The 20709-nt window shown below is 41.4% G+C and carries 21 protein-coding genes and 1 tRNA gene; 11 read left to right on the forward strand and 11 right to left on the reverse strand.

Annotated features, from left to right (window positions below; translation table 11 throughout):
• Nucleotides 1–92 precede the first annotated feature (92 nt).
• On the forward strand, nt 93–1013 hold the full coding sequence (locus tag BRW83_RS01545) for a DMT family transporter (protein ID WP_005882190.1): 921 nt from the start codon (nt 93–95) through the stop codon (nt 1011–1013).
• 49 nt (nt 1014–1062) lie between these two features.
• On the opposite strand, the gene BRW83_RS01550 is transcribed toward BRW83_RS01545, so the two are convergent.
• Nucleotides 1063–1797 carry a DsbC family protein gene (locus tag BRW83_RS01550; protein WP_005882189.1) on the reverse strand — a complete coding sequence of 245 codons (735 nt, stop codon included), beginning with the start codon at nt 1795–1797 and terminating at the stop codon, nt 1063–1065.
• Between the two features lie 469 nt (nt 1798–2266).
• Between BRW83_RS01550 and BRW83_RS01555 the strand changes: the two genes are divergently transcribed.
• The 3 genes from BRW83_RS01555 to BRW83_RS01565 all read left to right on the forward strand — a co-directional run bounded on the left by BRW83_RS01555 (nt 2267) and on the right by BRW83_RS01565 (nt 5411).
• Nucleotides 2267–3718, forward strand: coding sequence for an LTA synthase family protein (locus BRW83_RS01555; RefSeq protein WP_005882187.1), 1452 nt, complete (start codon nt 2267–2269; stop codon nt 3716–3718).
• Between the two features lie 149 nt (nt 3719–3867).
• Nucleotides 3868–3943: transfer RNA gene (locus tag BRW83_RS01560), tRNA-Thr, on the forward strand.
• Between the two features lie 184 nt (nt 3944–4127).
• Nucleotides 4128–5411, forward strand: a complete 1284-nt coding sequence (locus tag BRW83_RS01565; protein ID WP_005882185.1) for a tyrosine-type recombinase/integrase — start codon at nt 4128–4130, stop codon at nt 5409–5411.
• Between the two features lie 9 nt (nt 5412–5420).
• Here BRW83_RS01565 and BRW83_RS01570 read toward each other — a convergent pair whose 3' ends face one another.
• Nucleotides 5421–6011 carry a hypothetical protein gene (locus BRW83_RS01570; protein WP_005882183.1) on the reverse strand — a complete coding sequence of 197 codons (591 nt, stop codon included), beginning with the start codon at nt 6009–6011 and terminating at the stop codon, nt 5421–5423.
• 252 nt (nt 6012–6263) lie between these two features.
• On the opposite strand from BRW83_RS01570, the gene BRW83_RS12105 reads away from it, so the two are divergent.
• Nucleotides 6264–6416 carry a helix-turn-helix transcriptional regulator gene (locus BRW83_RS12105; RefSeq protein WP_231284519.1) on the forward strand — a complete coding sequence of 51 codons (153 nt, stop codon included), beginning with the start codon at nt 6264–6266 and terminating at the stop codon, nt 6414–6416.
• The gene (locus BRW83_RS01580; protein ID WP_157661007.1) at nt 6383–6961 is read left to right on the forward strand and encodes a rolling circle replication-associated protein; all 579 of its coding nucleotides are present in this window, start codon (nt 6383–6385) and stop codon (nt 6959–6961) included. The genes BRW83_RS12105 and BRW83_RS01580 overlap by 34 nt, the downstream gene beginning before the upstream one ends.
• A 224-nt stretch (nt 6962–7185) precedes the next feature.
• Here the strand turns inward: BRW83_RS01580 and BRW83_RS01585 are convergent, their stop codons facing one another.
• The 3 genes from BRW83_RS01585 to BRW83_RS01595 all read right to left on the reverse strand — a co-directional run bounded on the left by BRW83_RS01585 (nt 7186) and on the right by BRW83_RS01595 (nt 8764).
• Nucleotides 7186–7659: an HD domain-containing protein gene (locus BRW83_RS01585; protein ID WP_005882180.1), complete on the reverse strand. Its 474-nt coding sequence runs from the start codon at nt 7657–7659 to the stop codon at nt 7186–7188.
• A gap of 94 nt (nt 7660–7753) precedes the next feature.
• Nucleotides 7754–8182, reverse strand: coding sequence for a DUF4878 domain-containing protein (locus tag BRW83_RS01590; RefSeq protein WP_081442207.1), 429 nt, complete (start codon nt 8180–8182; stop codon nt 7754–7756).
• Between the two features lie 120 nt (nt 8183–8302).
• Nucleotides 8303–8764 (reverse strand): TM2 domain-containing protein, encoded by a 462-nt coding sequence (locus BRW83_RS01595; protein ID WP_005882177.1) that lies wholly within the window; start codon nt 8762–8764, stop codon nt 8303–8305.
• Nucleotides 8765–8891: 127 nt separating this feature from the next.
• On the opposite strand from BRW83_RS01595, the gene BRW83_RS01600 reads away from it, so the two are divergent.
• Nucleotides 8892–9254 carry a helix-turn-helix domain-containing protein gene (locus BRW83_RS01600; protein WP_036604065.1) on the forward strand — a complete coding sequence of 121 codons (363 nt, stop codon included), beginning with the start codon at nt 8892–8894 and terminating at the stop codon, nt 9252–9254.
• 213 nt (nt 9255–9467) lie between these two features.
• Here the strand turns inward: BRW83_RS01600 and BRW83_RS01605 are convergent, their stop codons facing one another.
• The 6 genes from BRW83_RS01605 to hcp all read right to left on the reverse strand — a co-directional run bounded on the left by BRW83_RS01605 (nt 9468) and on the right by hcp (nt 17183).
• Nucleotides 9468–10343: a tetratricopeptide repeat protein gene (locus BRW83_RS01605; RefSeq protein ID WP_005882173.1), complete on the reverse strand. Its 876-nt coding sequence runs from the start codon at nt 10341–10343 to the stop codon at nt 9468–9470.
• Nucleotides 10344–10794: 451 nt separating this feature from the next.
• Nucleotides 10795–11658, reverse strand: coding sequence for a DNA adenine methylase (locus tag BRW83_RS01610; RefSeq protein WP_005882171.1), 864 nt, complete (start codon nt 11656–11658; stop codon nt 10795–10797).
• Between the two features lie 80 nt (nt 11659–11738).
• On the reverse strand, nt 11739–13316 hold the full coding sequence (locus BRW83_RS01615) for an AAA family ATPase (RefSeq protein ID WP_086131733.1): 1578 nt from the start codon (nt 13314–13316) through the stop codon (nt 11739–11741).
• A gap of 554 nt (nt 13317–13870) precedes the next feature.
• Nucleotides 13871–14290 (reverse strand): Rrf2 family transcriptional regulator, encoded by a 420-nt coding sequence (locus BRW83_RS01620; protein ID WP_005882166.1) that lies wholly within the window; start codon nt 14288–14290, stop codon nt 13871–13873.
• Between the two features lie 105 nt (nt 14291–14395).
• Nucleotides 14396–15451 (reverse strand): flavin reductase family protein, encoded by a 1056-nt coding sequence (locus BRW83_RS01625; protein ID WP_005882164.1) that lies wholly within the window; start codon nt 15449–15451, stop codon nt 14396–14398.
• Nucleotides 15452–15524: 73 nt separating this feature from the next.
• Nucleotides 15525–17183, reverse strand: coding sequence for a hydroxylamine reductase (gene hcp / locus BRW83_RS01630; RefSeq protein WP_005882162.1), 1659 nt, complete (start codon nt 17181–17183; stop codon nt 15525–15527).
• Nucleotides 17184–17580: 397 nt separating this feature from the next.
• On the opposite strand from hcp, the gene BRW83_RS11635 reads away from it, so the two are divergent.
• The 4 genes from BRW83_RS11635 to phnE all read left to right on the forward strand — a co-directional run bounded on the left by BRW83_RS11635 (nt 17581) and on the right by phnE (nt 20700).
• Nucleotides 17581–18078, forward strand: a complete 498-nt coding sequence (locus BRW83_RS11635; RefSeq protein ID WP_145815012.1) for a hypothetical protein — start codon at nt 17581–17583, stop codon at nt 18076–18078.
• Nucleotides 18079–18225: 147 nt separating this feature from the next.
• Complete coding sequence (gene phnC / locus BRW83_RS01645) at nt 18226–19017, forward strand: phosphonate ABC transporter ATP-binding protein (protein ID WP_005882160.1); 792 nt, start codon at nt 18226–18228, stop codon at nt 19015–19017.
• A 9-nt stretch (nt 19018–19026) separates the two neighbouring features.
• The gene (gene phnD, locus BRW83_RS01650; protein ID WP_005882158.1) at nt 19027–19884 is read left to right on the forward strand and encodes a phosphate/phosphite/phosphonate ABC transporter substrate-binding protein; all 858 of its coding nucleotides are present in this window, start codon (nt 19027–19029) and stop codon (nt 19882–19884) included.
• A 12-nt stretch (nt 19885–19896) separates the two neighbouring features.
• Nucleotides 19897–20700, forward strand: coding sequence for a phosphonate ABC transporter, permease protein PhnE (gene phnE, locus BRW83_RS01655; protein WP_005882156.1), 804 nt, complete (start codon nt 19897–19899; stop codon nt 20698–20700).
• The last annotated feature ends 9 nt before the right edge of the window (nt 20701–20709 follow it).

Genomic DNA, 20709 nt, shown 5'->3' on the forward strand with positions numbered 1-20709 from the left:
AACGAAGAATGAAAAAATAGATGTTTCCATGTAGGAACTCGGTATGATGAGGCTTTTTTACAGTCTTTTTCCGCAATACAGTCAGAAATACTATGAATAAAGTCAAAGGTTACCTTTATGGCTGTATTTCTTCCGCGACTTACGGGCTGGTTCCCTTGTTTACTCTGCCTCTGATGTCCCGTGGAATGCACTACGATAGCATCCTTTTCTATCGTTATTTTTTTGCGACCCTGTTTTTGGGGGGCGTTCTGAAATTGACCGGCAAATCATTCAGGCTCGAGCGTGCCGATATCCTGCCTCTAATGGGACTGGGAAGTCTTTTCGCGCTGTCGTCGCTGTTTCTTTTCATGAGCTATCTCTACATGGAATCGGGTATTGCCTCGACCATCCTATTTTTCTATCCGATTCTGGTGACGCTGATCATGGCGATTTTTTTCAAGGAGAAAATTACCTGGGCGACGATCACCTCCATCATGCTCGCATTCGTCGGTATTGGCCTGCTCTACAAAGGAGACAAGGGAATGCCTTTAAGTATGTTCGGCATTTTCATCGTTTTCCTGTCGGCACTGGCTTATGCGCTTTATATCGTCGGCGTCAATAAAACACGCGTCAATACTATGGATGGGGACAAACTGACTTTTTATGCACTGCTCGTCGGAAGCGGCATTTTCTTCATCAAACTCAAATTCGGAACGAATCTGGAAATGATCTCGGGTTTCGATTCATGGTTTGATGTCGTCATGCTGGCGCTGGTTCCAACCGTCGTATCGTGTGTTGCAATGGTGTGGGCTGTTCACAATGTCGGATCGACCGTCACCGCCATTCTCGGAGCACTCGAACCTTTAACTGCTGTTTTTGTAGGTATTGTCGTGTTTCACGAACCGCTGACCGTCAATATGGCCGTCGGCATATTCATGATCATATTGGCGGTGATCGTCATTATTCTGGGCAAGTCTCTCAATATGTCTCTGGCCGCCATCAAGGCGTTTGCCCATAAAATCACGCAAAAATAAATCCTGTCCGTTTTGCTGATGGACAGGATTATTTATTATCCGGGTCAAATCACTTCAGCGATTTCAATTTTTTCTCGAGCGATTCCGCATCGATAGCACCCGCTACACGAGTATTGTCAGTAAAGAAAATAGTCGGAGTTCCACTGACTTTGAGTTTTTGTCCCAGCTCGCGAATTTTTTCGTTAGGGAAGTTGCAATCGGATTTTGCCTTTTCCGGTACATTTCCATTCAGCATCCAGTCCTCCCATGCTTTTGCCGGATTGGAGGAGCACCAGGCATTTTTTGAAATCTCAACCGAACTTGCCGAAAGGATATTGTAGGGATAAAGATAAATCGTCACATTGTCGATTTGTTTCAGGTTGTTTTCAAACCTTTTGCAATAGCCACAATTCGGATCGGAAAAAACGGTAATTTCCCGTTTCCCGTTTCCTTTCACGATTTTGATAGCCAGATCTTTTGGCAGATCGGCAAATCGGGTAACCATCTTTTTAAGCTTTTCCTCAGTGTAATTCTCTCTCGTTTCCAGATTCATGATTTCGCCGAGAAACAGATATTGCGCCTGTTTATCCGTGTAAACGAGATTATTTCCAAGCCTGACTTCATACAAACCCAGATAAGGTGTTTTGACAATGGCACTCTTCTGGACATCCACGCCAAGATAATTTTGCAGGCGTTGCTGTATACGGGTTTCCGGTGAAGTGGCCGCCGCATGCGCAAAACATCCTGTCAGCAGCAGGGCAGCGAGTGAAAAACGTCTCAGAAAAGTTGCGAGGAAATATTTCATTATTGATCCTTAAAAAAACATGGCGAATTGTTCAGACAGTTTACCGAAAATTTTGCATTTGGATTTATGTTCTAATTTTGGGTTCTAAAATTTATTACAAGCTACTGATTATAAAGATAATTATTTAAAAAATTCGTTAGCATGCCTGATTGTAATCAAAAGTGCCTGTCCTGTTTAAAACACGGGCGGCAAACAGATCATGTCAATAAAAAAGGCAAGAAGTTCATTCAACGGTATTTTTGATTTTCCCGATCATTCCTTTTCCTTCCAGTCCAGAGCCAGGACAACAGTATTTTCATTTTTTACGATTTTTGCCTTCCTTCTATTATTCCTTGTCATAGTAAGGTGGTGCCAGCAAAGCATCTTCATCAATAATGTCATTGCGCCTGATCTGATTCAGCACGATGATTTGCAGAGAATGTGGATAATGTGACTTCGTTTTGATGGACGGACCATTTCAATATGCCTGTTGCCTGCATTCCTTATCTCCATCCTTGCCATCATCCTGATCTATACCCTGATCAGGGGAAGTATGACTTCACGCTATCCGCTCAGAAGAAACAATGCACAGGTATCTGTTATCGAGATGCTTAACAAGACAGTTCCGAATGGGTCTATCGCATTTGCATGGGCTTTAAGCGATTTCCATAAAAACAAGGAATTGGAAAAGGTTCCAGGCAATGAGTTACATGAGCTTTTAAAACAGGCGAACCTGGATTCACTTTACGGTAAAACACCCAAAAACGACTGGCTAGCTGAAAATAAACCCAATGTCATTTTCTGTCTCATGGAAAGTATGGGTCAAAACATGCTGACCTACGATCATTTACCGGAAACGGATTTGTTGGGAAGCTTGCGAAAACATTTTCAAAAAGACTTTGTTTTTCGCCGGTTCATATCCGAAGATATTCACACGATTCAATCTTTCTCGGCACTCTTCTTTATCAGTCCCATACCAAACCTCAGTACGTCGATGTTGAGCCATGAAAAATTGCCCGATACGCCATTTGAAAATTACAAAAAGGCTGGTTATAAAACCATATTTGTCACTCCGGGTACCAAAACATGGGAAAAAATGGGGGATTATCTTAAGGTTCAGGGGATTGACGAGATATACGACCAGACTGACTTGATGGATCGTTATAAGCTGACGGACGTATCGGAATGGGGTGTTCCTGATGAGTATGCCTTCAGGTTTGCGAATGAATGGCTCGAAAAGAAAAGTGAACAACCCCTTTTTATCGTGATTCTGTCCGTCACCAATCATCCACCTTTTGCCGTTCCGGATGGATACAAACCTCTTCCAGTCAAGCCGACACCCGCTTTGAAAGCGAGAGGAGACTTTGGAGCCCAGGGTGAAACGATTGTGATGCAGACCTATCAATATGCCACCAACGCGTTAGGCAATTTCATCGACAGAGTTATATCTTCAAAAGAAGGGGACAAAACGATCATTGCCGCTACCGGTGATCACAAAATGCAGAGGATGAAGGAATTCTTGCTGCGTGAGCAGTTCAATGAATATGCGGTGCCTTTCTATCTGCACATTCCTGAAACGGTAAAAGACAATGTACGATTCAAATATGATCCGAGGCGCATTGGATCTCATAAAGATATCATGCCCACCCTTTATCACTTCAGCCTTTCCGATAAAGAATATCTTGCCGTCGGTGGCCGTAACATCATGGCGACCGTTGACGATCAGACGCGTGCTTTCGGGTATAACGTTGAATTATGGGCAGATGAAAAATGCGTTTATTCCATGCGCAATCTGCAAGCATGTTTCGAGTTCGATCCTGACGATCCCTACATGACACTGGAGACACATAAAAAAGTGAAGTCAGGCCATGAGCAGAAAATGGAAGCATATCGGAAACTCCTGCAGTGGCAGATACGTGCCAGAGTAAAAGGAGTCTATTGAATATGGAGGATTTTCCTGGAGATTTTCGGTTGAATTAGCCGTAAAGGCAGAGCTAAAAATGAATAATTGTGTTGCTGGTTTGAATAACATCATTCTTATATAATGAATAGCGACAAGATGTGCATTTTTTTTGCTACAATGCACGCTTCGCTGATGTAGCTCAGTTGGTAGAGCAACTGATTCGTAATCAGTAGGTCGGAGGTTCGACTCCTCTCATCAGCACCACAGAATTATTTCAAGCCGTCCCAAGAAGTATATTAACCCGCATAAATTCAACAAGTTATGCGGGTTTTTTTGTATGTATTGTCAATTAAATTCCAATTTTCTCCTTTTGACATTGACAATTTTAGGGGCAAGAATAGGGGCAAGTTTATTGCGAATACCCTTAAAAATTTAACTTGCCCCAAAAATGGCGAAGATCATTAAACCTTTATCCCCGATTCAAATTAAAAATACCAAACCTAAAGAAAAAGCTTACAAATTATTTGATGGAGGTGGTTTGTATCTGGAGGTACTCCCATCGGGTTCTAAACTCTGGCGTTTAAAGTTTCAGAAACCAAGTGGTAAGGAAAGCCGACTTTCTTTAGGTGCTTATCCTGATGTCTCATTAGAGCAGGTAAGAAAAAAACGCGAAGAAGCACGTCGTTTGCTGGCTCAAGGTATAGATCCATCAGAGGATCGTAAAGAGCAAAAAGAAGCGAAACAGGAACAAGACGTAATCAGAGCATTCAAAGATGACAGAATGTTCGAACGAATTGCCATGCGTTTATATGCCAGCAAGAAGGGGAGGACAACAGACGACTATCGAAATACGATGCTCCGTCAGTTTGAATTACATCTTTTTCCGGCTATAGGAAAGAAGAATATTGCTGAAATTGAAGGACGGGAACTCTTTACGTTGTTCAAAGCCGTATCAGAAAAATTGAACAGTAAAGGCAAGCCAATGACATACATGGCAAGAAAACTATGTCAGTGGGCAGCGGAAGTTTACGACTTAGCGAATGTCGAGAATAGCAGTTTTGCCCTGAATAATCCTTGTCGCTCTGTCATCAAGTTTTTGCCTAAACATCAAACTGAGCATATGGCACGAATTGGATTTACTGAATTACCTCAGTTCATACAAGCGCTGGAAGCATATGGTGGACATATTCTGACCAAATCAGCCATTTGGATGTTGCTCTATACCGGAATGCGGCAAACCAGTATCCGGCGAGCGCAGTGGAGTGACTTTGACTTAAACAAAGGTATCTGGAATCGGAAACCTGAAAAAGTTGATAAAAATATTCATATCATTCCTTTGCCAGAACAGGCAATTAGCTTACTGAAAGACATTCAATTATTAGCAACGGGTAACTCTGAAAATCTCGTTTTTCCAAGTGTTTTTGCTGGGCAGTTAAAGATGAGCGAAGCAGCAATAGGGCAGGCTATTGAAAGAATGGGTTTTCAAATGACAGGACATGGATTGCGTAGTGTCGTCAGCACGGGATTAAATGAACTGGGGTTCACGCCACGTTTGGTAGAGGTACAATTAGGTCATAAAAAAGGTGATGCCATTGAGGCTGCTTATAATAACGCACAGCACCTTGAAGAGCGTAAGAAGATGATGCAGAGATGGGCAAATTATTTGAATTCTTTTAAAGAACCAAAAAATGAAAAATTGACCTATCTGGTAAAAAAGAAAGTAGTTTTGTAAGTGTCACTTTTATTTTGATGTTTTCATAATCGTATCAAACAAAACCTGGTATTCCTCCCTAACCTCAGCAGGCGTCTTTTCATACTTCGGACAGGCATCTCTGTCTCTTACTGAACGCAGCCCTGCCCGATATGAAGCATATATCTGATTTCGCGTTTCCGTATCAAAAAATGCGGCTCTTAATTTTGTCACCAGATCCTGAATGATCGGTTTGCATCGTTGATGGTCATATTCATCTATGGCTGGATTCCAGAAGTAATAATGAAACAACGGGCTGATTGTTCTGGTGTCAGGGAGTCGCCCTTTCAGGGCACGTCTGGTTATCCAGTCTGCCAGTGTGTCATATTCATCTTCCATGTCTTCAACTGAATTGCAATATGTCTGGTGGGGATCGAACCACCAGAGGAGTTCTGCGATTCTGTTTTTGAACGCGACAGGCATGACGCCGAATTTCATGTCGTCTGTCAGGCGTGTCACTATCATTTCATCTGTAACATCCACCATCGGCTGTGCATCAGGCTCTCTGTTTTTCTGGGCAAGCCGGTTTCTGACACGGGCATCTGTTCTGCATTGGAGGTGTGGAATGGTTCTCTTTTTCATGAGGGGGTTCTTTTTTGAACTAATGACAGCACAAAATAAATGGTTTTTTCGTTCAAGCAGAATGTTTCTAGAGGTGGTTATTAGGATAGGTATTTTTAGACAATCAAGAAATTCTTTTAAAAAAATTATCTGTTTTTATAAATACATATGAAACCCAAAGGATCTTATTGGGTTTTCTAAAACAAAATCGCACTTTAAAAATTTATAGAACAGATAACAATGATAAAAAAACTATTAAAAATCAGAGATGTAATGGAAAGAACAGCATGCTCCCGAAGCGCCATTTACGAAAAGATGAAACACGGGGCATTTCCAAAACAGTTCAAGTTAGGAGAACGAGCCGTCGCTTGGCTGGAGAGTGACATCGATGCATGGATAGAACAGCAACAAAGGGCATCGGTATGAACTGGTATAACGAAGCGTACGAAATTGAAGGTAGCCTTTATGAAGTTTGGGTTGAGCATATTCATGACACTCTACATTCTTACAAAAATACGGACTGGTGCGATGTGACTTTATCGTTGAAACCCTATATTTTCCAAGAATGGGGTGACTATGAAAGATTGAGTCACGATGAAGCAAGCAAATTTATCAAAGAACTGCTCAAACGACTCAACATAAAAGTTTACGGAAAAGCATATAGACGGCATGGTAAGAAATTGCTTTGTATTCCTGTGATTGAAGCGAACAAAATGGGAAGGCTTCATATACACATGTTCTTGAGTATTCCCGACTATATGCAATACGATCTCGATGAATTTTGTGTTCTGGTTCTTGATACCGCTAAAGAGTTGAGATGGTGTGAAAGCGACAAACATGCTCAAAACTTGGTGAGGCATCATAAAGGGATACAAGACGTTGATGGATGGATCAGTTACATCCTCAAGGATATCGAAAGAAAACCAGACATTCTGGACGTAACGAATATGCACTTGCCTGCATTGGCATAAACGTTTAAAAACGCGATCAAACCTTCAAAAGGTTCATGTTATGACAAGCACTAGGTACGAAAAAAGTCTTACCGGCACATGTCAGTTGTCTTTGACTTGGTGGGATGGAACATCAGAAACAAGCTGTTTCACCCCACATTTCTTCTCAAATCGGCATTTGAATATGCCTTTAATGGATTAGTATTACCTAAATATATTAAATGGATTAGTATTACCTAAATATATTAATAAATCTTCCTACTCAATTTATAAGCATCATCAATCATTCTGGAAGCAATATCAGAAAGAAATTGAGCTGACGGTCTCGTTCCCACTCTTCCCAAATCTAATCTGTCAGCATCCCAACAAGTTTGAATCGTCGGATTGGTAGAAATTTCACCACCTGGATGGTGACGAATAGCAAAACACAAATCATCCAGTTGGGAATCATCTAGACAGAATAATTTGCCATTCAAGCCATAAGCAAATTCAGCCCCTCTTTCCCCATGCCTTGAGTCGTAACCATCACTCCACCGGCAACTATCATGCAAGAGAGCAAACAAGGTCACGACATCAAGATCAGCATTTCTTTTCTTGGCAATTCTGATGCCATGACCTAGAACCCTGTTCCAGTGATGAATCCCATGCAATCCATTCCAGTCTGTTTTGAACTCATTTTGGATGGTTGTGAGGAGGGGTTCTAGGCTGATTTCGATCATTTCATCAATTTATAAATGAAACTGTAATACGGTAATTAAACTTTTTAATGGTTCGTATGGCAAGAAACAGAACTCACTCGAAAAATATCGTCAATTAAGATTTGGCTGTTAGAACTTTCCATTGACCTGTTTTTTTAGTTTTTATTAGTATCAAATGATGCTCTTTCATACTACCGGAACCAAATATGGCGCGGACATTTACCGATGCTTCCGTACTGTTTCGCTCATTAGTTGAGTCATACTTTATAGATGTGGCAGTAACTGTTCTGACGCCGCCAAGCATGTCAGCTTTTTGTTTGCTTGAAATTGCTGTTGTGCTGAGTATTTGTATCATCATTGCTTTGGTCGCTTGGTCATAATTCTCCATATTAAATAGTTGTATCACACCAGCTGCATCTCCAGAATACATTTTTTTAGTAAGGTCGATAGCGACAGATTCTGGTGTACTAGCTGCTATAGCTTGGTTAGAAAAGCACAAACATAAAGACAAAAGACAGAATATGGTTGTTAGATATTTTTTCATTTTTGATCTCTTATAAAATAAGTTAGGTCTAAGAAGTCCAAATAACGAATTTAGAACGATTAGGTACAGCCAATTCGTTGTTAGTAGGAAGTGCAAAAATTTGATTGCACGATAAATGGTTTAAATAACGATATTGCCCTCAGCGTCACTTGATTTAAACAGAGCGAATAGGAACTCAAAAAAAGCTATAAGGGCAGGAATACATGTCCAGCAAAATATGAGATAAACAAATCCTGCTCCTGCTTGACCTGAGTAGAATTTATGGGCTCCAAACCAACCAAAGAAAAAAGCAAGGAGGCAGTAGACCACTTTATTGACGACTCTCCCTCTATGTATGGGGGCGGAATTGTCTTCATTTTTGTTTTCATTCACGATATTGATGTGAATTTTGTCATCTATCGACTCAACAGGTTTAGCTGATTCAATTTTGGTAACAATCACCTTAGAACCATTGGTGAACACATTGACACAGTCTCCAGCATTTGGCGTGAAGTTGCAGTCAGTTAGTCGCACCTCTTGAAAACTGCCATCTTCATTTCCTATGTAAACAACCTCATTGCTTATATCTATTATTTTTTTCATACACTTATCCTTGCGTAGTTGATGTTTTTAAAAGACGCAGTTTTTGCAAGAAATATTATAACTAAATGGTTGTAGATATCAACCGTACGGTTATAAAATGGATAAAGCAAGATCGGATAATGTGTTCATGCATACAGAGTCCGACAAAGTCGAGTTTAGTAAGAGGCTAAATTTGGCATTGAAATCATTGCCAAATCAACCGCTAAACGCGGCACAAATTGCCACACAATTTAATTTGCGTTACAGCAAAGAGCCCATCTCGCCTCAAGCTGTCCACAAGTGGTTAACAGGACAGTCATTTCCGACTGTTGACAAGGTTCGTACCTTATCCGAATGGTTAAATGTATCTTACGAATGGCTAAGATATGGTGTGAAGCAAGAACTTCGGATGAGCGATATTGATAAGCTCATGCTGGAGTATTTTCAGAAACTGAATCCGACTCAAAAACAAGCTTTTTTGAATTTGATAATCGAAGTCACAAAAAAATGATTATTTAAAAGGATCAGACAGAGTACGCTCGCTTGAGCCAGTCTCAGCAATTTCTTAGAAATCTAGGTGGAAGTGTTCATAATATATTCTGCCCTGATATGTTCAATTGTTTTTGACTCGGGCTTCAAAGGCACTTTTCCTTCGCAAACAATCACACAATATTCAGGACAGATGCATTCTGAAAGTTGAATCTTACTTAACTGAATGCCAATACTATTTCAGGTAATCCTGTTCTTCGTTGCCGGGAGGAGCAGATTTCATCTTTGCAGAATTCTGCTTCAGTTTGTCAAAGATATTTTTTAAAGGTGATAAATTTCTTTCATTTGAAGGTGATGCTTTGGGAAGTGGCTGATGAGATGATGCCTGGGGAGGTGATTGTTGTACCGTATTTAAATTATAGTTACTCATTTCTTTACTTTTTTCTTGAATCATCTTTAAACTTTTTTGCGCTTGTATGTCACCTTGATTTGCCGCTTTTTGATACCAATAAGTTGCTGTAGCGTCATCTTGCGGAACACCCTTTCCATTGAGATACATAAACGCTAAATTCCTCTGCCCTCCTGCGAATCCCTGCTCAGCGGCTTTTTGATACCAAGAAGCTGCTTTGGCGTCATCTTGCTGTACACCTTCTCCGATCATATACATAAACCCTAGAATATTCTGTCCTCTAGGATTTCCATGTTCAGCAGCCTTCTGAGCCCAGTAAATAACCTTCGCATTATCACGTGGGACAACTAATGAATTTCTATATAGGGCGGCTAGGTTAGCCTGTGCTTCAGCGTTTTCTAATTCAGCTGCTTTTTGGAACCTGTCAGCAGCCAAGTTCTCGTTTCTCGGGATGCCTTTGCCATCGGCATATATAACCCCAAGTCTATTCTGGGCATTCGCATCATTTTGCTCGGCTGCTTCTTGCAATCGTTTTAAAGCATCGAGATCGCCTTGCCTTGCTTTGAAAGCTAATTCATTGATAGAGAGTTCAGGTTGCTTCTTAAAGAAATTAAGTTTTTCCAAAAAGGCTGGCTTTTTACATGCAGTAAGCGTAATGCACAGTAGTAAACATACAGAGGTAGTGGCTATTGTTTTAAGCACAATTGCTCCTTTGGCAAATATTTTTAATCATATAGCCCATTGTTTTTTATGGATAAATATAGGATTGCCAAGGTTTTAATGTTATCAACAATGGACTGAGCGCAATTTCTTAAGCTTTAGAGAAGTAAGATGCTTCAATGTTAAACCAATTGGTTTGCGATATCAATTATTCAGTTGATATCGCAAAGGAAGTCTTGACCCTAATCTATGTATGCGGAAGCAGAAGAAATGAAGGTGGCGGGAAGAATGACACTGAAATTGCTAAATAATCTGTGTTGAAAAGGAAATAGTTGGCGTGATAGTAAGATTTATTCAGGTAAGCCACCCCATCGTAATTGCTGACAGGGAGAAAAGTAAAAAGTTTTAAAGATTGTAAAGAAATAAATTTAGATCAGCAAAGAGTTTGCGACAACAAATTAAATGTTATGAATAATAATTGGCAGTAAAATTATTAAGAGGCAGCCGGAAATATTGATACTTCATTAGACGGAGGTATTATATTATTTGAGAAAAACATGACTTCAGAACCAATATAACTTTTCTGTGCTGTGTAATTGAGTTTATAACTAAGTTGCTTAGTTAATCCATATATTTCTTGAATTTCAGAAACATTGTCATATGAAACAACCCAAGAAATATCAAAAGTAATATGAAAAAGTTGTTGAGCTATTTGTTTATGGTCATCATGTTCATAGAAGTTGCGATATAGTCCTTTACCTTTAATATAATAAGGCGGATCTAAATAAATAAGCGACTTCTCTTTTAAAAATGTTGGGCAATTTTTTAATAGTTGAAGAGCATCTTCGTTATATACAGAAATTTTGTGAGAGAGTTTTGCAATTTCTTCGATTCGCTTTTTTAGAACGTCTTTTTTATATCGTGCATCAATCGCGTAATTTCCGTTTTGCTTTTGACCACCGATAACACCACCTTTGAGAATACCTGAGCGATTTGTTCGGTTCATAAAAAGTGTTGCAAAACCTCTTTCAACTTGAGATGTTTTGATTTCTCCTCTAAGAATATTACGCCAGTAGTACCATTGCTCCATGTTTACAGGAGTGTCGTGTATTAGTCTCAGAAGCTCATCTGGATACTGTGTTACACACATCCAAAAGTCATAGATGGCAGGATCGAAGTCATTAATGTGTATGTGGGGAACGATATCGTTGAAGAGAAGATAAAGGGCTACGCCTGCACCGCCTGCATAAGGTTCCAAATAGTCTCCAGATAACTCATTACTCTCCATTATGGAAGCAATGAAGGGCGCGAATTTTGCTTTACCACCAGGGTATCTGAGAGGAGTGTAGAATTTCATAGAAAAATTTTAACATCTATTTAGCTGATCTGTCAGCTGTGGCAATCAATGTATGAAATATCTATTTTATAAATACAAGATTATAGAGTATCTATGCCTAGTTCAAATGCAAATTTATTATACATTTCTGTAAATTCAGATATAAAATTACGAAATTCATCCGGGTATTCTTTTTTCCAGCGTTTAATTGTCTTCGTGCACCACCTATCCTTCAGTTGACTTTTTTGTTGTATAAACCATTTTTTTGCATCGTATCGGTCTCTACAAATTCTTTCATATTTATATTCTGAGAAGCATAATTGTTTTGAATAGTCTCGATGTATATCTTTCCATAGTTCATCAGCTTCACTAAGATTATATAATAATTCGGCAATAGCTCTTTCTGGCGATTTGATGCCGGGTAATAATAAAATGTTTTTTGTTTTTTTTATTTTATTTTTATTTTGATTATCGTTACGTACATCTCCATCAATAATAATAAGAGATTCTGGAAATGAAAAAGATGGGACTTTTCTATAGGAAAGATCTATTAAAGAGGAACAAGGCATTGTTATGTTTATAAATTTCAGTTTATTCGATTTTGTGCCTAGTAATTTTTTTGTAAAGAGAATGGCTTCTTTGTCTTCAGTAAACACATTCAATTTAATATTTCTCTCTTCTCGTAAAGAAACATTAAGCCGATTTTTGATTGTTTCGTATGATGTATTGCTATTAATTATAATATTCTTGTCTATTTTCTCTAAAAAAAGAACATTGACTTGATTTTTTGTGGCTTCATTTATTGATAGCTCTTTTTGTAAATTACAAGCTTTTTCAAGTAGAGAAAGAGAGTGTGTTGTAAAAACTATTTGTATAGATAATCTTGACGCATATTTTCTCAAAACTACTAGAAGTTTGTTTTGAGAAGCCGGATACATAGTAGCATCAATTTCATCTATTACAAGTAATCCACCTTTATAATAATCTTTATATTCTTCTTTAAGTCGTTTAAAAGAAAGAAGAGCAAGGATAATTTTGCCAGCATTATCTTGACCTGCAGAGTTCTGCATCCAGTCATAATAATCTGTATTAACACCTAAAGTAGCTTTATCTGGACTTTCAAGATAATCAGCATGATCAATTTTGTCTAATGAAATTAGGATTTCGTTATGTAATTCTTGATATAATTTTTTCTCGTCAAGAGTTAATTGTACATTTTCACTTTCTTGAAGTTTGGTATCTTCTCCAATAGGTACAAGTCTTTTTAGACTAAGATAAATTACGGGTAAATGTATATACCCTGAACCCTGCCTTCTATCTCCCTTTTTCCAAAATCTTATTTGTCCTGTCGATCTATCTCTTGCAATACTTTCGAGAACGAAAGGTTCTGACTCATCGTGTAAGTAAAGAGACCATTCGTGGCTGTTAGGTGTATCATAATTCGTTGAAAGTTTAAATTTCTCGGCAAAACTTGATCTGTAATTACCACCACATAAAGGTTTTGCATCCTTCATTTTTTCATGATTTGTCAAACTAAAGGGCTGGCTCAGTAAACCAAGTAGAGTTGTTTTTTGAGTTCCATTTTGCCCAGCTATTACTGTTATTTGATTTCCCATCTCAAATTCAGCATTTGAGAACCCCCGAAATTTTGAAATAACAACTTTTTGTATTATTGCCATGATCTTTTTCGTAAGAAAATATTATTAAGTGGAATGCGATACAAAAAACAGTAAAAAGCACATCAAGAGTGTTACTTAGCTTACAATTTTGATTCAACTGAGAGCTTGCTCCCATGAGAATTTCATAAGGATTCGTTGCTGAGTTGTCCTTTTTTCAATATTTTGGCAATATTGCTAAAAGTTATTAGAACATTGTAACAATATTTTTTTCTGTAATTAAGAACACACTCATAAAATTGTTAACTAAAAAAATTTGAGGCTCATCTATCTTTTGAAAAAATATATCCATTCTTATTCTTGTGTGCTATAGAGATTTTTAGGGGCAAGAATAGGGGCAAGTTTATTGCGAAGTCATTTAAACTGTTGTTTTATTTGCACAATTCGACTCCTCTCATCAGCACCAAAAGATTATTTCAAGCCGTCCCAAGAAGTACATTAACCCGCATAAATTCAATGAGTTATGCGGGTTTTTTGTATCTATCGTCCGGGTAAGTCCGAGTCCGTCCGTTGATGTCAGATGTCGAAATGTTGTCTGACAGGAAATTAATTAGCTGTTAAGGATTCAGCTGCCGGATGAGCGTAGGGTTGAGCATGTCGGCGAGGGTATATTGATCGAAGGTTTTCAGGAAGGCGTCGGTTGCTTCGAAGAAAACGTGTTTCAGTTTGCAGTTGGGGGTAATGACGCAGCTTCTGGTTTTTGACATGCAATCGACTATGGCCAATGGTTCGAAACGGCGGATGATTTCTCCAATGTTGATTTCGCTGGCTGGTTTGTTGAGCCGGATTCCGCCTTTGTTACCGCGGATGCTTTCAAGGTATTGGCTACTGGCGAGGTTGGCGACGATTTTTGTCAGATGGCTTCTGGAAATGCCATACAACTCGGCTATTTCGGTGATGTTGACCAGCCGCTCAGGGTGTGCCGCCGCATACATTAAGATGCGTAACGCGTAATCGGTTTGTTGGGTTAATTGCATATGTCGATCGGATAGCGTGCACTTTTGGAATTTTGTTCGATTATACCGTTATTGGTGCCCTCCATAATATTGCTTAAGTTTGCCGGAATTTTTTCAGGCAAGACATCATTTGAGTGTGACAGTGATGTCGTCGATAATCCTGCTCGAACACGCCAATGTGTAACCTTCTTCAATTTCTTCCAAGGTAAGTGTGCCGTTGGCAATGGCATCGACTGTCAGTTCTATTTTTCCGGTTTCGACCTTGCATTTGCATGAGCTGCAAATGCCGGCGCGGCATGCAGCGACAACAGGGATGCTGTTTTCCTGCAATATATCCAGCAGAATAGTTCCGTCAGGTACTTCTTTTTCAAAAGCGAAATCAAGTACGGATACCTTGTGGTTTTTCCCTTCATGACCGGAAGCATTATATGTTTCAGGGATTTCACACGAAATGGCGAAGCTTTCCATGTGGAAGTGATTCATCTCGAAACTGGACGCTTCGAGTTCCGTTTTGACCATGTCCATAAATTCGTCTGGGCCGCACAGGTAAATCGAGCTGTCGTTGAAGCAGTCCTTCATGTGTATCATGAGCGAATCCATATTCAATCTGTCTTTGTGGATCAGGCTGTCAGATTTTTTTGTGGAGCGGCTGCAATAAAAGGCAAGCTTGAATTTATTGTATTCATTGCTTAATTTGCAGAGTTCCTTGAAATAGATAATGTTGTCTTCGTCTCGGGCGCAGTGAATGAACTGAATGGATTTGATGCGCTCGTCAGAGAGTGAAAGAAGATGGCGCGCCATGGACATGACGGGTGTGATGCCACATCCGGCGCTGATCAGAACGATATTTTCCCTGTAAGGAGAATCGATGATATTGAACGTGCCGGCAATACCATGCAGCCTGAGCTGCTCGCCGATGTTCAGGTGATCAATCATCCAGTTCGATACGGTTCCTCCCGGTACGCGCTTGATTGTCAGCTGGATCAGCTTATCAGATGGGAGAGAGCTGATGGAATAAGCGCGATAGTACGTTGTGCCATCGATTGTCACGCCGATATTGATGAATTGTCCGGGTTTGAAATCCGGTGTTCCGGTTGGGTGGTGGAGAAAAAAGCTTTTCGTGTCGGTCGTTTCAAATGCCGATTCAACCAGAGTCAATAAGCCGTTTTCGTTATTAGTCATATGATTGTTCCCCGATTTTTGAACGTCCCGTAGCGTTCACGGAACGTTTTGATGAGCCGGATTGATGAATCCTTCAGGCGTTCAGCATGTTTTTCAAGTCCGTATCGGGATCTGAAATCGGGTGGATATCAAAGCTATCAACCAGCACCTTGACCAGATTCGGTGTCAGAAAAACCGGTATTGATGGGCCGAGATAGATTCCCTTGACCCCCAGTGAGAGCAAAGTCAGGAGAACGGCAATGGCTTTTTGTTCAAACCAGGATACAACCAGCGTGAGGGGCAAATCGTTGACGCCGCAATTGAATTCTTTTGCCAGTGATAATGCCAGCTGGATGGCAGAGTAGGAATCATTGCATTGACCGACGTCGAGCAAGCGGGGAATGCCATTGATGTCGCCGAAATCAAGACTGTTGAAACGGTATTTACCGCATGCCAGTGTCAGCATCAGGGTATCTGCCGGTGTTTTCTGTGCAAATTCGGTGAAGTAGTTTCTTTCTTTTTTGTCACCATCGCATCCGCCTACCAGAAAGACATGTTTGATGTTGCCTGACTTGATTTCCTGTATGACAGCGGGTGCAGCATTTGCCAGAGCGGCCCTGCCGAATCCAACGGTAATATTATGCGGCTCATCTGTTTCAGTAAATCCAGCTTGTGACAGGGCGCAATTAACGACTTCGCTGAAGTCATTCCCGATAATGTGTTTTGCACCGGGCCAGCCGACAATACTGCGTGTGAAGATGCGGTCTTTATATCGGCCGATGTCGGGATTGATGATGCAGTTTGAGGTCATCACGATGGCACCCGGAAATTGGGCAAATTCTTTCTGCTGGTTTTGCCATGCTGTACCGTAGTTGCCGATCAGATGGCTGAACGCTTTCAGTTTGGGATATCCATGCGCAGGCAACATCTCGCCATGGGTATAGACATTGATTCCCTTGCCTTCCGTTTGTACGAGAATATCGTACAGGTCTTCCAGGTCATGACCGGAAACCAGAATGCATTTTCCTTTGGTTTTGGCAATATTGACCGTTGTCGGTACAGGATCTCCGAACCGGCTTGTTTCACCATGATCGAGCATGGTCATGACGCGGTAGTTCAATTCGCCGATTTTGAGGGCAGTGCCAAGAAGTTCTTCCAAATCGTCCGGCTTGTCGCCCAGAAAACTCATGATTTCGTGAAAGGTTTTATAGACGACATCGTCTGTCTGTCCCAGCACGGCGGCGTGTTCCATATAGGCAGCCACACCTTTCAATCCGTAGAGGCAAAGCAAATAAGCGCCCAGAACGTCGTCGACTTTTTCCTTATTGTGATTCAATGCAATGCTTGGCGCGAACTGAATGACCGCTTCGGTACCGGTCGGGATGGCAAGGGAAGCCGCTACAGTTAATGGGGGTATGGCTCCCTGCTTTTGGGCCACAATGTCCCTGACTTGTTTTTCAAGCGAGTCCTTGTTCCTTTTTGCCTCGTTGATGAATTCATAAATCCGTGCAGGGTCGAAATTCACATTGGTTAATGTTGAAAAGAAGGCCTGTGCACACCAGCGGTTGATTTCATTATCGTTATAGCCGTAATCTGCGCCAAGTTTTGCCCAGAATGAAACACCTTGAAGATATCTGACAAGGATGTCCTGCAAGTCTGAGACTTCTGCCGTTTTTCCGCACATTCCCTGTGCAAAGACGCAGCCCTTGACAGCAGGGGTAGATATGGTTTGTTCACATTGCATGCAAAACATAATGTATTCCTCAACGAGTATTAATCACAATCATAAACATTCATTTGATATGAATGTTTATGATTGTGATTAATCTCCAGTTTGTTGTCAAGCAGTACCCGAGCGAATTTTTAAAAGATCAGCTTGAGCCGGATAAAGGGCACTTTGGCAGGATTGTCGGGATATTCAGGAAGAGTTCTCCGGTAAAAACAGATTCTCGAAAAATCTTTTGCCGGGAAAGATGCATGAAATTATTTTTGCGTTTATGGCGATTATTTTTGAAAACAGATGCCCGAATCTCCTGTTTGCCATTTGGTTGCCGCATTTCAAAGTATAATTTGTACTTTGGCCGTTCTATTTCCTCTTTATTGTCAGAAGTAGTTGCTGCCGATCTTAACTATCAATTATCGAGTTTCGTATGGCGAAAGAGTCACAAGAAAAAGTATGCCTTGATTGTGGAGATGCCTTTACTGGGAATCCGCGAGCACGGTATTGTCCAAGATGTCGCGAACTGAGAAAGGCGGGAACGACTTTTCATGAGGCGAAGACTACAAGACCTGGCCCATTCAAGCGTCTGGGCGCCAAAATCGAACCGATTAAAAAATATCTCTCGTTCTGGCGTCTTGTCACGATTAATATCATTCTTCTGGTAGTCGGTTTCATATGCGTATGGTATTTGAAAAACGAGCCTTACAGTTATGAAACACAGCAAAGGCTGGAAGCATTTGCACCATCCAATCTGGCCTTGACGGTTATGTTGGTTTGGGGAACGCTGATGCGTGTCTTTTACTGGTGGAGAGAGAACAAGTCGGATAATTCGACTTTCTGGAAAGAAGGTTACTGGAAACAACTGGCAGCGTGGCTTTTCGGCATTATTTTCACTGAATTCTGGGGTTTGTTCTTTTTATTGACCTGATCACGTATTCAACAAAAAAATGGCTGACAAATACTGTCAGCCATTTTTTTATTCTTTTCGTCACGGAAACGTCATACAGTTTTTCTAACATGGTTTTATCGACTGGATTCGCTTATATAGCGAATCGGAAAAAGGAGAGGTCAAACCATGATTCAATTGGAAAATATTTCAGTCAAGTATGGAAAAACAGTTGCGCTGCATCCGGTTTCACTTGATATCAAGGATAGCCAGTTCACTGTTTTACTGGGCTCGTCCGGTGCAGGAAAATCCACTTTTTTAAGATGCCTTAATCTGATGAATCCGCTTGAAAGCGGAAATATCCGTGTAAGTGGATTCGAGGGAAGCTGGGAGAAAAGAGCCTTGCAAATACTTCGGCGTGAAACGGGCATGATTTTTCAGCAGCATCAGCTTATTGAGCGGCAAACAGCACTTCAGAATGTCTTGATGGGTAGGCTCGGATATCACTCGTTTTTCCGGACGCTTTTTCCATTGTCCAAAGCTGAGCAGGAATTGGGGCTTCAATGTCTGAAGCGGGTTGGTCTGCTCGACAAGGCTTTGTGCCGGGTCGATGAATTAAGCGGTGGACAGCAACAACGTGTCGGGATTGCCCGGGTATTGGCACAGAAGCCCAAAACGATTCTGGCGGATGAACCAGTAGCCAGCCTTGATCCGGCAACGGCAGACAAAGTCCTGAATCTGATTCATACCATTTGCAAGGAAGATGGCATTTCTGCCGTCGTCAGTCTTCATCAGGTCGATTTGGCCAAGAAATATGGTGATCGCATTATCGGTCTTGCTGCTGGGCGCGTTGTTTTCGATGGCCAACCGGATGAGTTGAGCGAAAGACAGGTCGAGGCGCTCTATCAGAACCGTCTTGTTGATTCCGAATTTGCAAGGTCTGGTCAATTAATGAATATTCCCGTTCCATTTGTCAGTTAAGGAGTTGTTGTGAAAAAATTGTTTTCGATATGCTGTATAGCTGTTATCGCCTTGTTGTCTGCATTTGCAAATGCTGCTAATCCCGATCCTTCAACATTGAAAGTCGCTTTGCTGCCTGATGAAAATGCGGCAACGATCATCAAGAAAAACAAAGCGCTTCAGGACTATCTTGAAAAGAAACTGGGCAAGAAAGTCCAGTTGATCGTCACGACGGATTACTCATCCATGATTGAAGCGATGCGTCATGGCCGTCTCGATCTGGCTTATTTCGGGCCTCTTTCTTATGTATTGGCCAGGCAAAAAAGTGATATTGAACCTTTTGCTGCGGTAAAACAGAAGGGAAAAACGACGTATCAGGCCGTCCTGATCGCCAATACGTCTTCCGGTATCAACAAGATTGGCGATATTGCCGGAAAGAACGTCGCTTTTGGTGACAAGGCATCCACTTCCAGTCACCTGATTCCAAAGTCGATGCTGGCTGAAAAGAATTTGTATGCCGGTAAAAATTACAAGGAACATTTCGTTGGCGCGCACGATGCTGTTGCGATGTCTGTCCAGAATGGCCATGCACAAGCCGGTGGCCTCTCCAAGCCTATTTATGAAACGCTTGTTCAGCGTGGGATGATCAAACCTCAAAAGGTCAAGGTAATCGCCACTTCTAAGCCATTTCCACAATATCCGTGGACGATGCGATCTGATTTGAATCCGCAGCTGAAACAGAAAATCAGAACAGCTTTTCTTGAAATCAACGATCCTGCCGTGCTGAAACCATTCAAGGCGGAAGGTTTTGGTGCCGTAACAGACAAGGACTATAACGTCGTCCGGAATCTGGGCAGTTTGCTGAAACTGGATCTGTCGAAATTCTGATCGGGTACCGTCATGTCTTTATCTGCTGAATTTTCTCCCTTTTTACGTGCACGTCGGCTCGCATGGAACAAGGCCTTGGTAACGATTGTAATCCTTGCGGTCGTTGTTGCCGGATGCTGTTATTACGCAGGATTGTTCGATGTGGAACGTTTGACCGAAGGGTTCCCGAGTCTGGTCAGCCTGATCGGGGAAATGTTCCCGCCGGATTTTGAACAATGGAAATCCTGGGTCAAACCGCTTGTCGATACACTGGCGATGAGTGTGGGCGGAACAGCCATTGCCGTCATCGTCTCCATTCCACTGGCTGTTCTGGCAGCAAGGAACACCAGCCCGCACCCACTGGTTTTTTATGTTTTCAGAGGTTTGCTGAATGGCCTGCGTTCCATTCCCGAGCTGATTATGGGCATTGTATTTGTGGCAGCAGTCGGTTTCGGCGCATTGCCGGGGGTTCTTGCTCTGGCTTTCCATTCGATCGGCATGGTCGCCAAGTTTTTTGCCGAGTCCATTGAACATGTCGATCCTGCGCCGGTTGAAGCGGCGCGGGCCTCGGGCTGTAGTTCATTACAGGTTATTGTTCACGGAATTTTCCCGCAGGTTTTTTCGCAAATGGCCGATACCGCTATTTATCGCTGGGAATATAACTTCCGCGCTTCAACCGTTATGGGAATGGTCGGTGCCGGTGGCATCGGATTTGAATTGATCGGTTCGTTACGGATCATGCAGTATCAGGAAGTGTCTGCCATTCTGATCGTGATTCTGGCGATGGTGACGCTGGTCGATGCCTTCAGTTCGTATTTGCGTAAAAAAACACAATAGTATTGAGTT

The sequence above is a fragment of the Oxalobacter formigenes genome (assembly GCF_002127965.1).
GTDB lineage: Bacteria > Pseudomonadota > Gammaproteobacteria > Burkholderiales > Burkholderiaceae_D > Oxalobacter > Oxalobacter formigenes.

What these genes read in the sequence shown, in the direction of transcription:
- BRW83_RS01545 (WP_005882190.1), top strand. Translation starts at nt 93, where the DNA reads ATGAATAAAGTCAAAGGTTACCTTTATGGCTGTATTTCTTCCGCGACT.
- BRW83_RS01550 (WP_005882189.1), bottom strand. Translation starts at nt 1,797, where the DNA reads ATGAAATATTTCCTCGCAACTTTTCTGAGACGTTTTTCACTCGCTGCC.
- BRW83_RS01565 (WP_005882185.1), top strand. Translation starts at nt 4,128, where the DNA reads ATGGCGAAGATCATTAAACCTTTATCCCCGATTCAAATTAAAAATACC.
- BRW83_RS01570 (WP_005882183.1), bottom strand. Translation starts at nt 6,011, where the DNA reads ATGAAAAAGAGAACCATTCCACACCTCCAATGCAGAACAGATGCCCGT.
- BRW83_RS12105 (WP_231284519.1), top strand. Translation starts at nt 6,264, where the DNA reads ATGGAAAGAACAGCATGCTCCCGAAGCGCCATTTACGAAAAGATGAAA.
- BRW83_RS01580 (WP_157661007.1), top strand. Translation starts at nt 6,383, where the DNA reads ATGGATAGAACAGCAACAAAGGGCATCGGTATGAACTGGTATAACGAA.
- BRW83_RS01585 (WP_005882180.1), bottom strand. Translation starts at nt 7,659, where the DNA reads ATGATCGAAATCAGCCTAGAACCCCTCCTCACAACCATCCAAAATGAG.
- BRW83_RS01590 (WP_081442207.1), bottom strand. Translation starts at nt 8,182, where the DNA reads ATGAAAAAATATCTAACAACCATATTCTGTCTTTTGTCTTTATGTTTG.
- BRW83_RS01595 (WP_005882177.1), bottom strand. Translation starts at nt 8,764, where the DNA reads ATGAAAAAAATAATAGATATAAGCAATGAGGTTGTTTACATAGGAAAT.
- BRW83_RS01600 (WP_036604065.1), top strand. Translation starts at nt 8,892, where the DNA reads ATGCATACAGAGTCCGACAAAGTCGAGTTTAGTAAGAGGCTAAATTTG.
- BRW83_RS01610 (WP_005882171.1), bottom strand. Translation starts at nt 11,658, where the DNA reads ATGAAATTCTACACTCCTCTCAGATACCCTGGTGGTAAAGCAAAATTC.
- BRW83_RS01615 (WP_086131733.1), bottom strand. Translation starts at nt 13,316, where the DNA reads ATGGCAATAATACAAAAAGTTGTTATTTCAAAATTTCGGGGGTTCTCA.
- BRW83_RS01620 (WP_005882166.1), bottom strand. Translation starts at nt 14,290, where the DNA reads ATGCAATTAACCCAACAAACCGATTACGCGTTACGCATCTTAATGTAT.
- BRW83_RS01625 (WP_005882164.1), bottom strand. Translation starts at nt 15,451, where the DNA reads ATGACTAATAACGAAAACGGCTTATTGACTCTGGTTGAATCGGCATTT.
- hcp (WP_005882162.1), bottom strand. Translation starts at nt 17,183, where the DNA reads ATGTTTTGCATGCAATGTGAACAAACCATATCTACCCCTGCTGTCAAG.
- BRW83_RS11635 (WP_145815012.1), top strand. Translation starts at nt 17,581, where the DNA reads ATGGCGAAAGAGTCACAAGAAAAAGTATGCCTTGATTGTGGAGATGCC.
- phnC (WP_005882160.1), top strand. Translation starts at nt 18,226, where the DNA reads ATGATTCAATTGGAAAATATTTCAGTCAAGTATGGAAAAACAGTTGCG.
- phnE (WP_005882156.1), top strand. Translation starts at nt 19,897, where the DNA reads ATGTCTTTATCTGCTGAATTTTCTCCCTTTTTACGTGCACGTCGGCTC.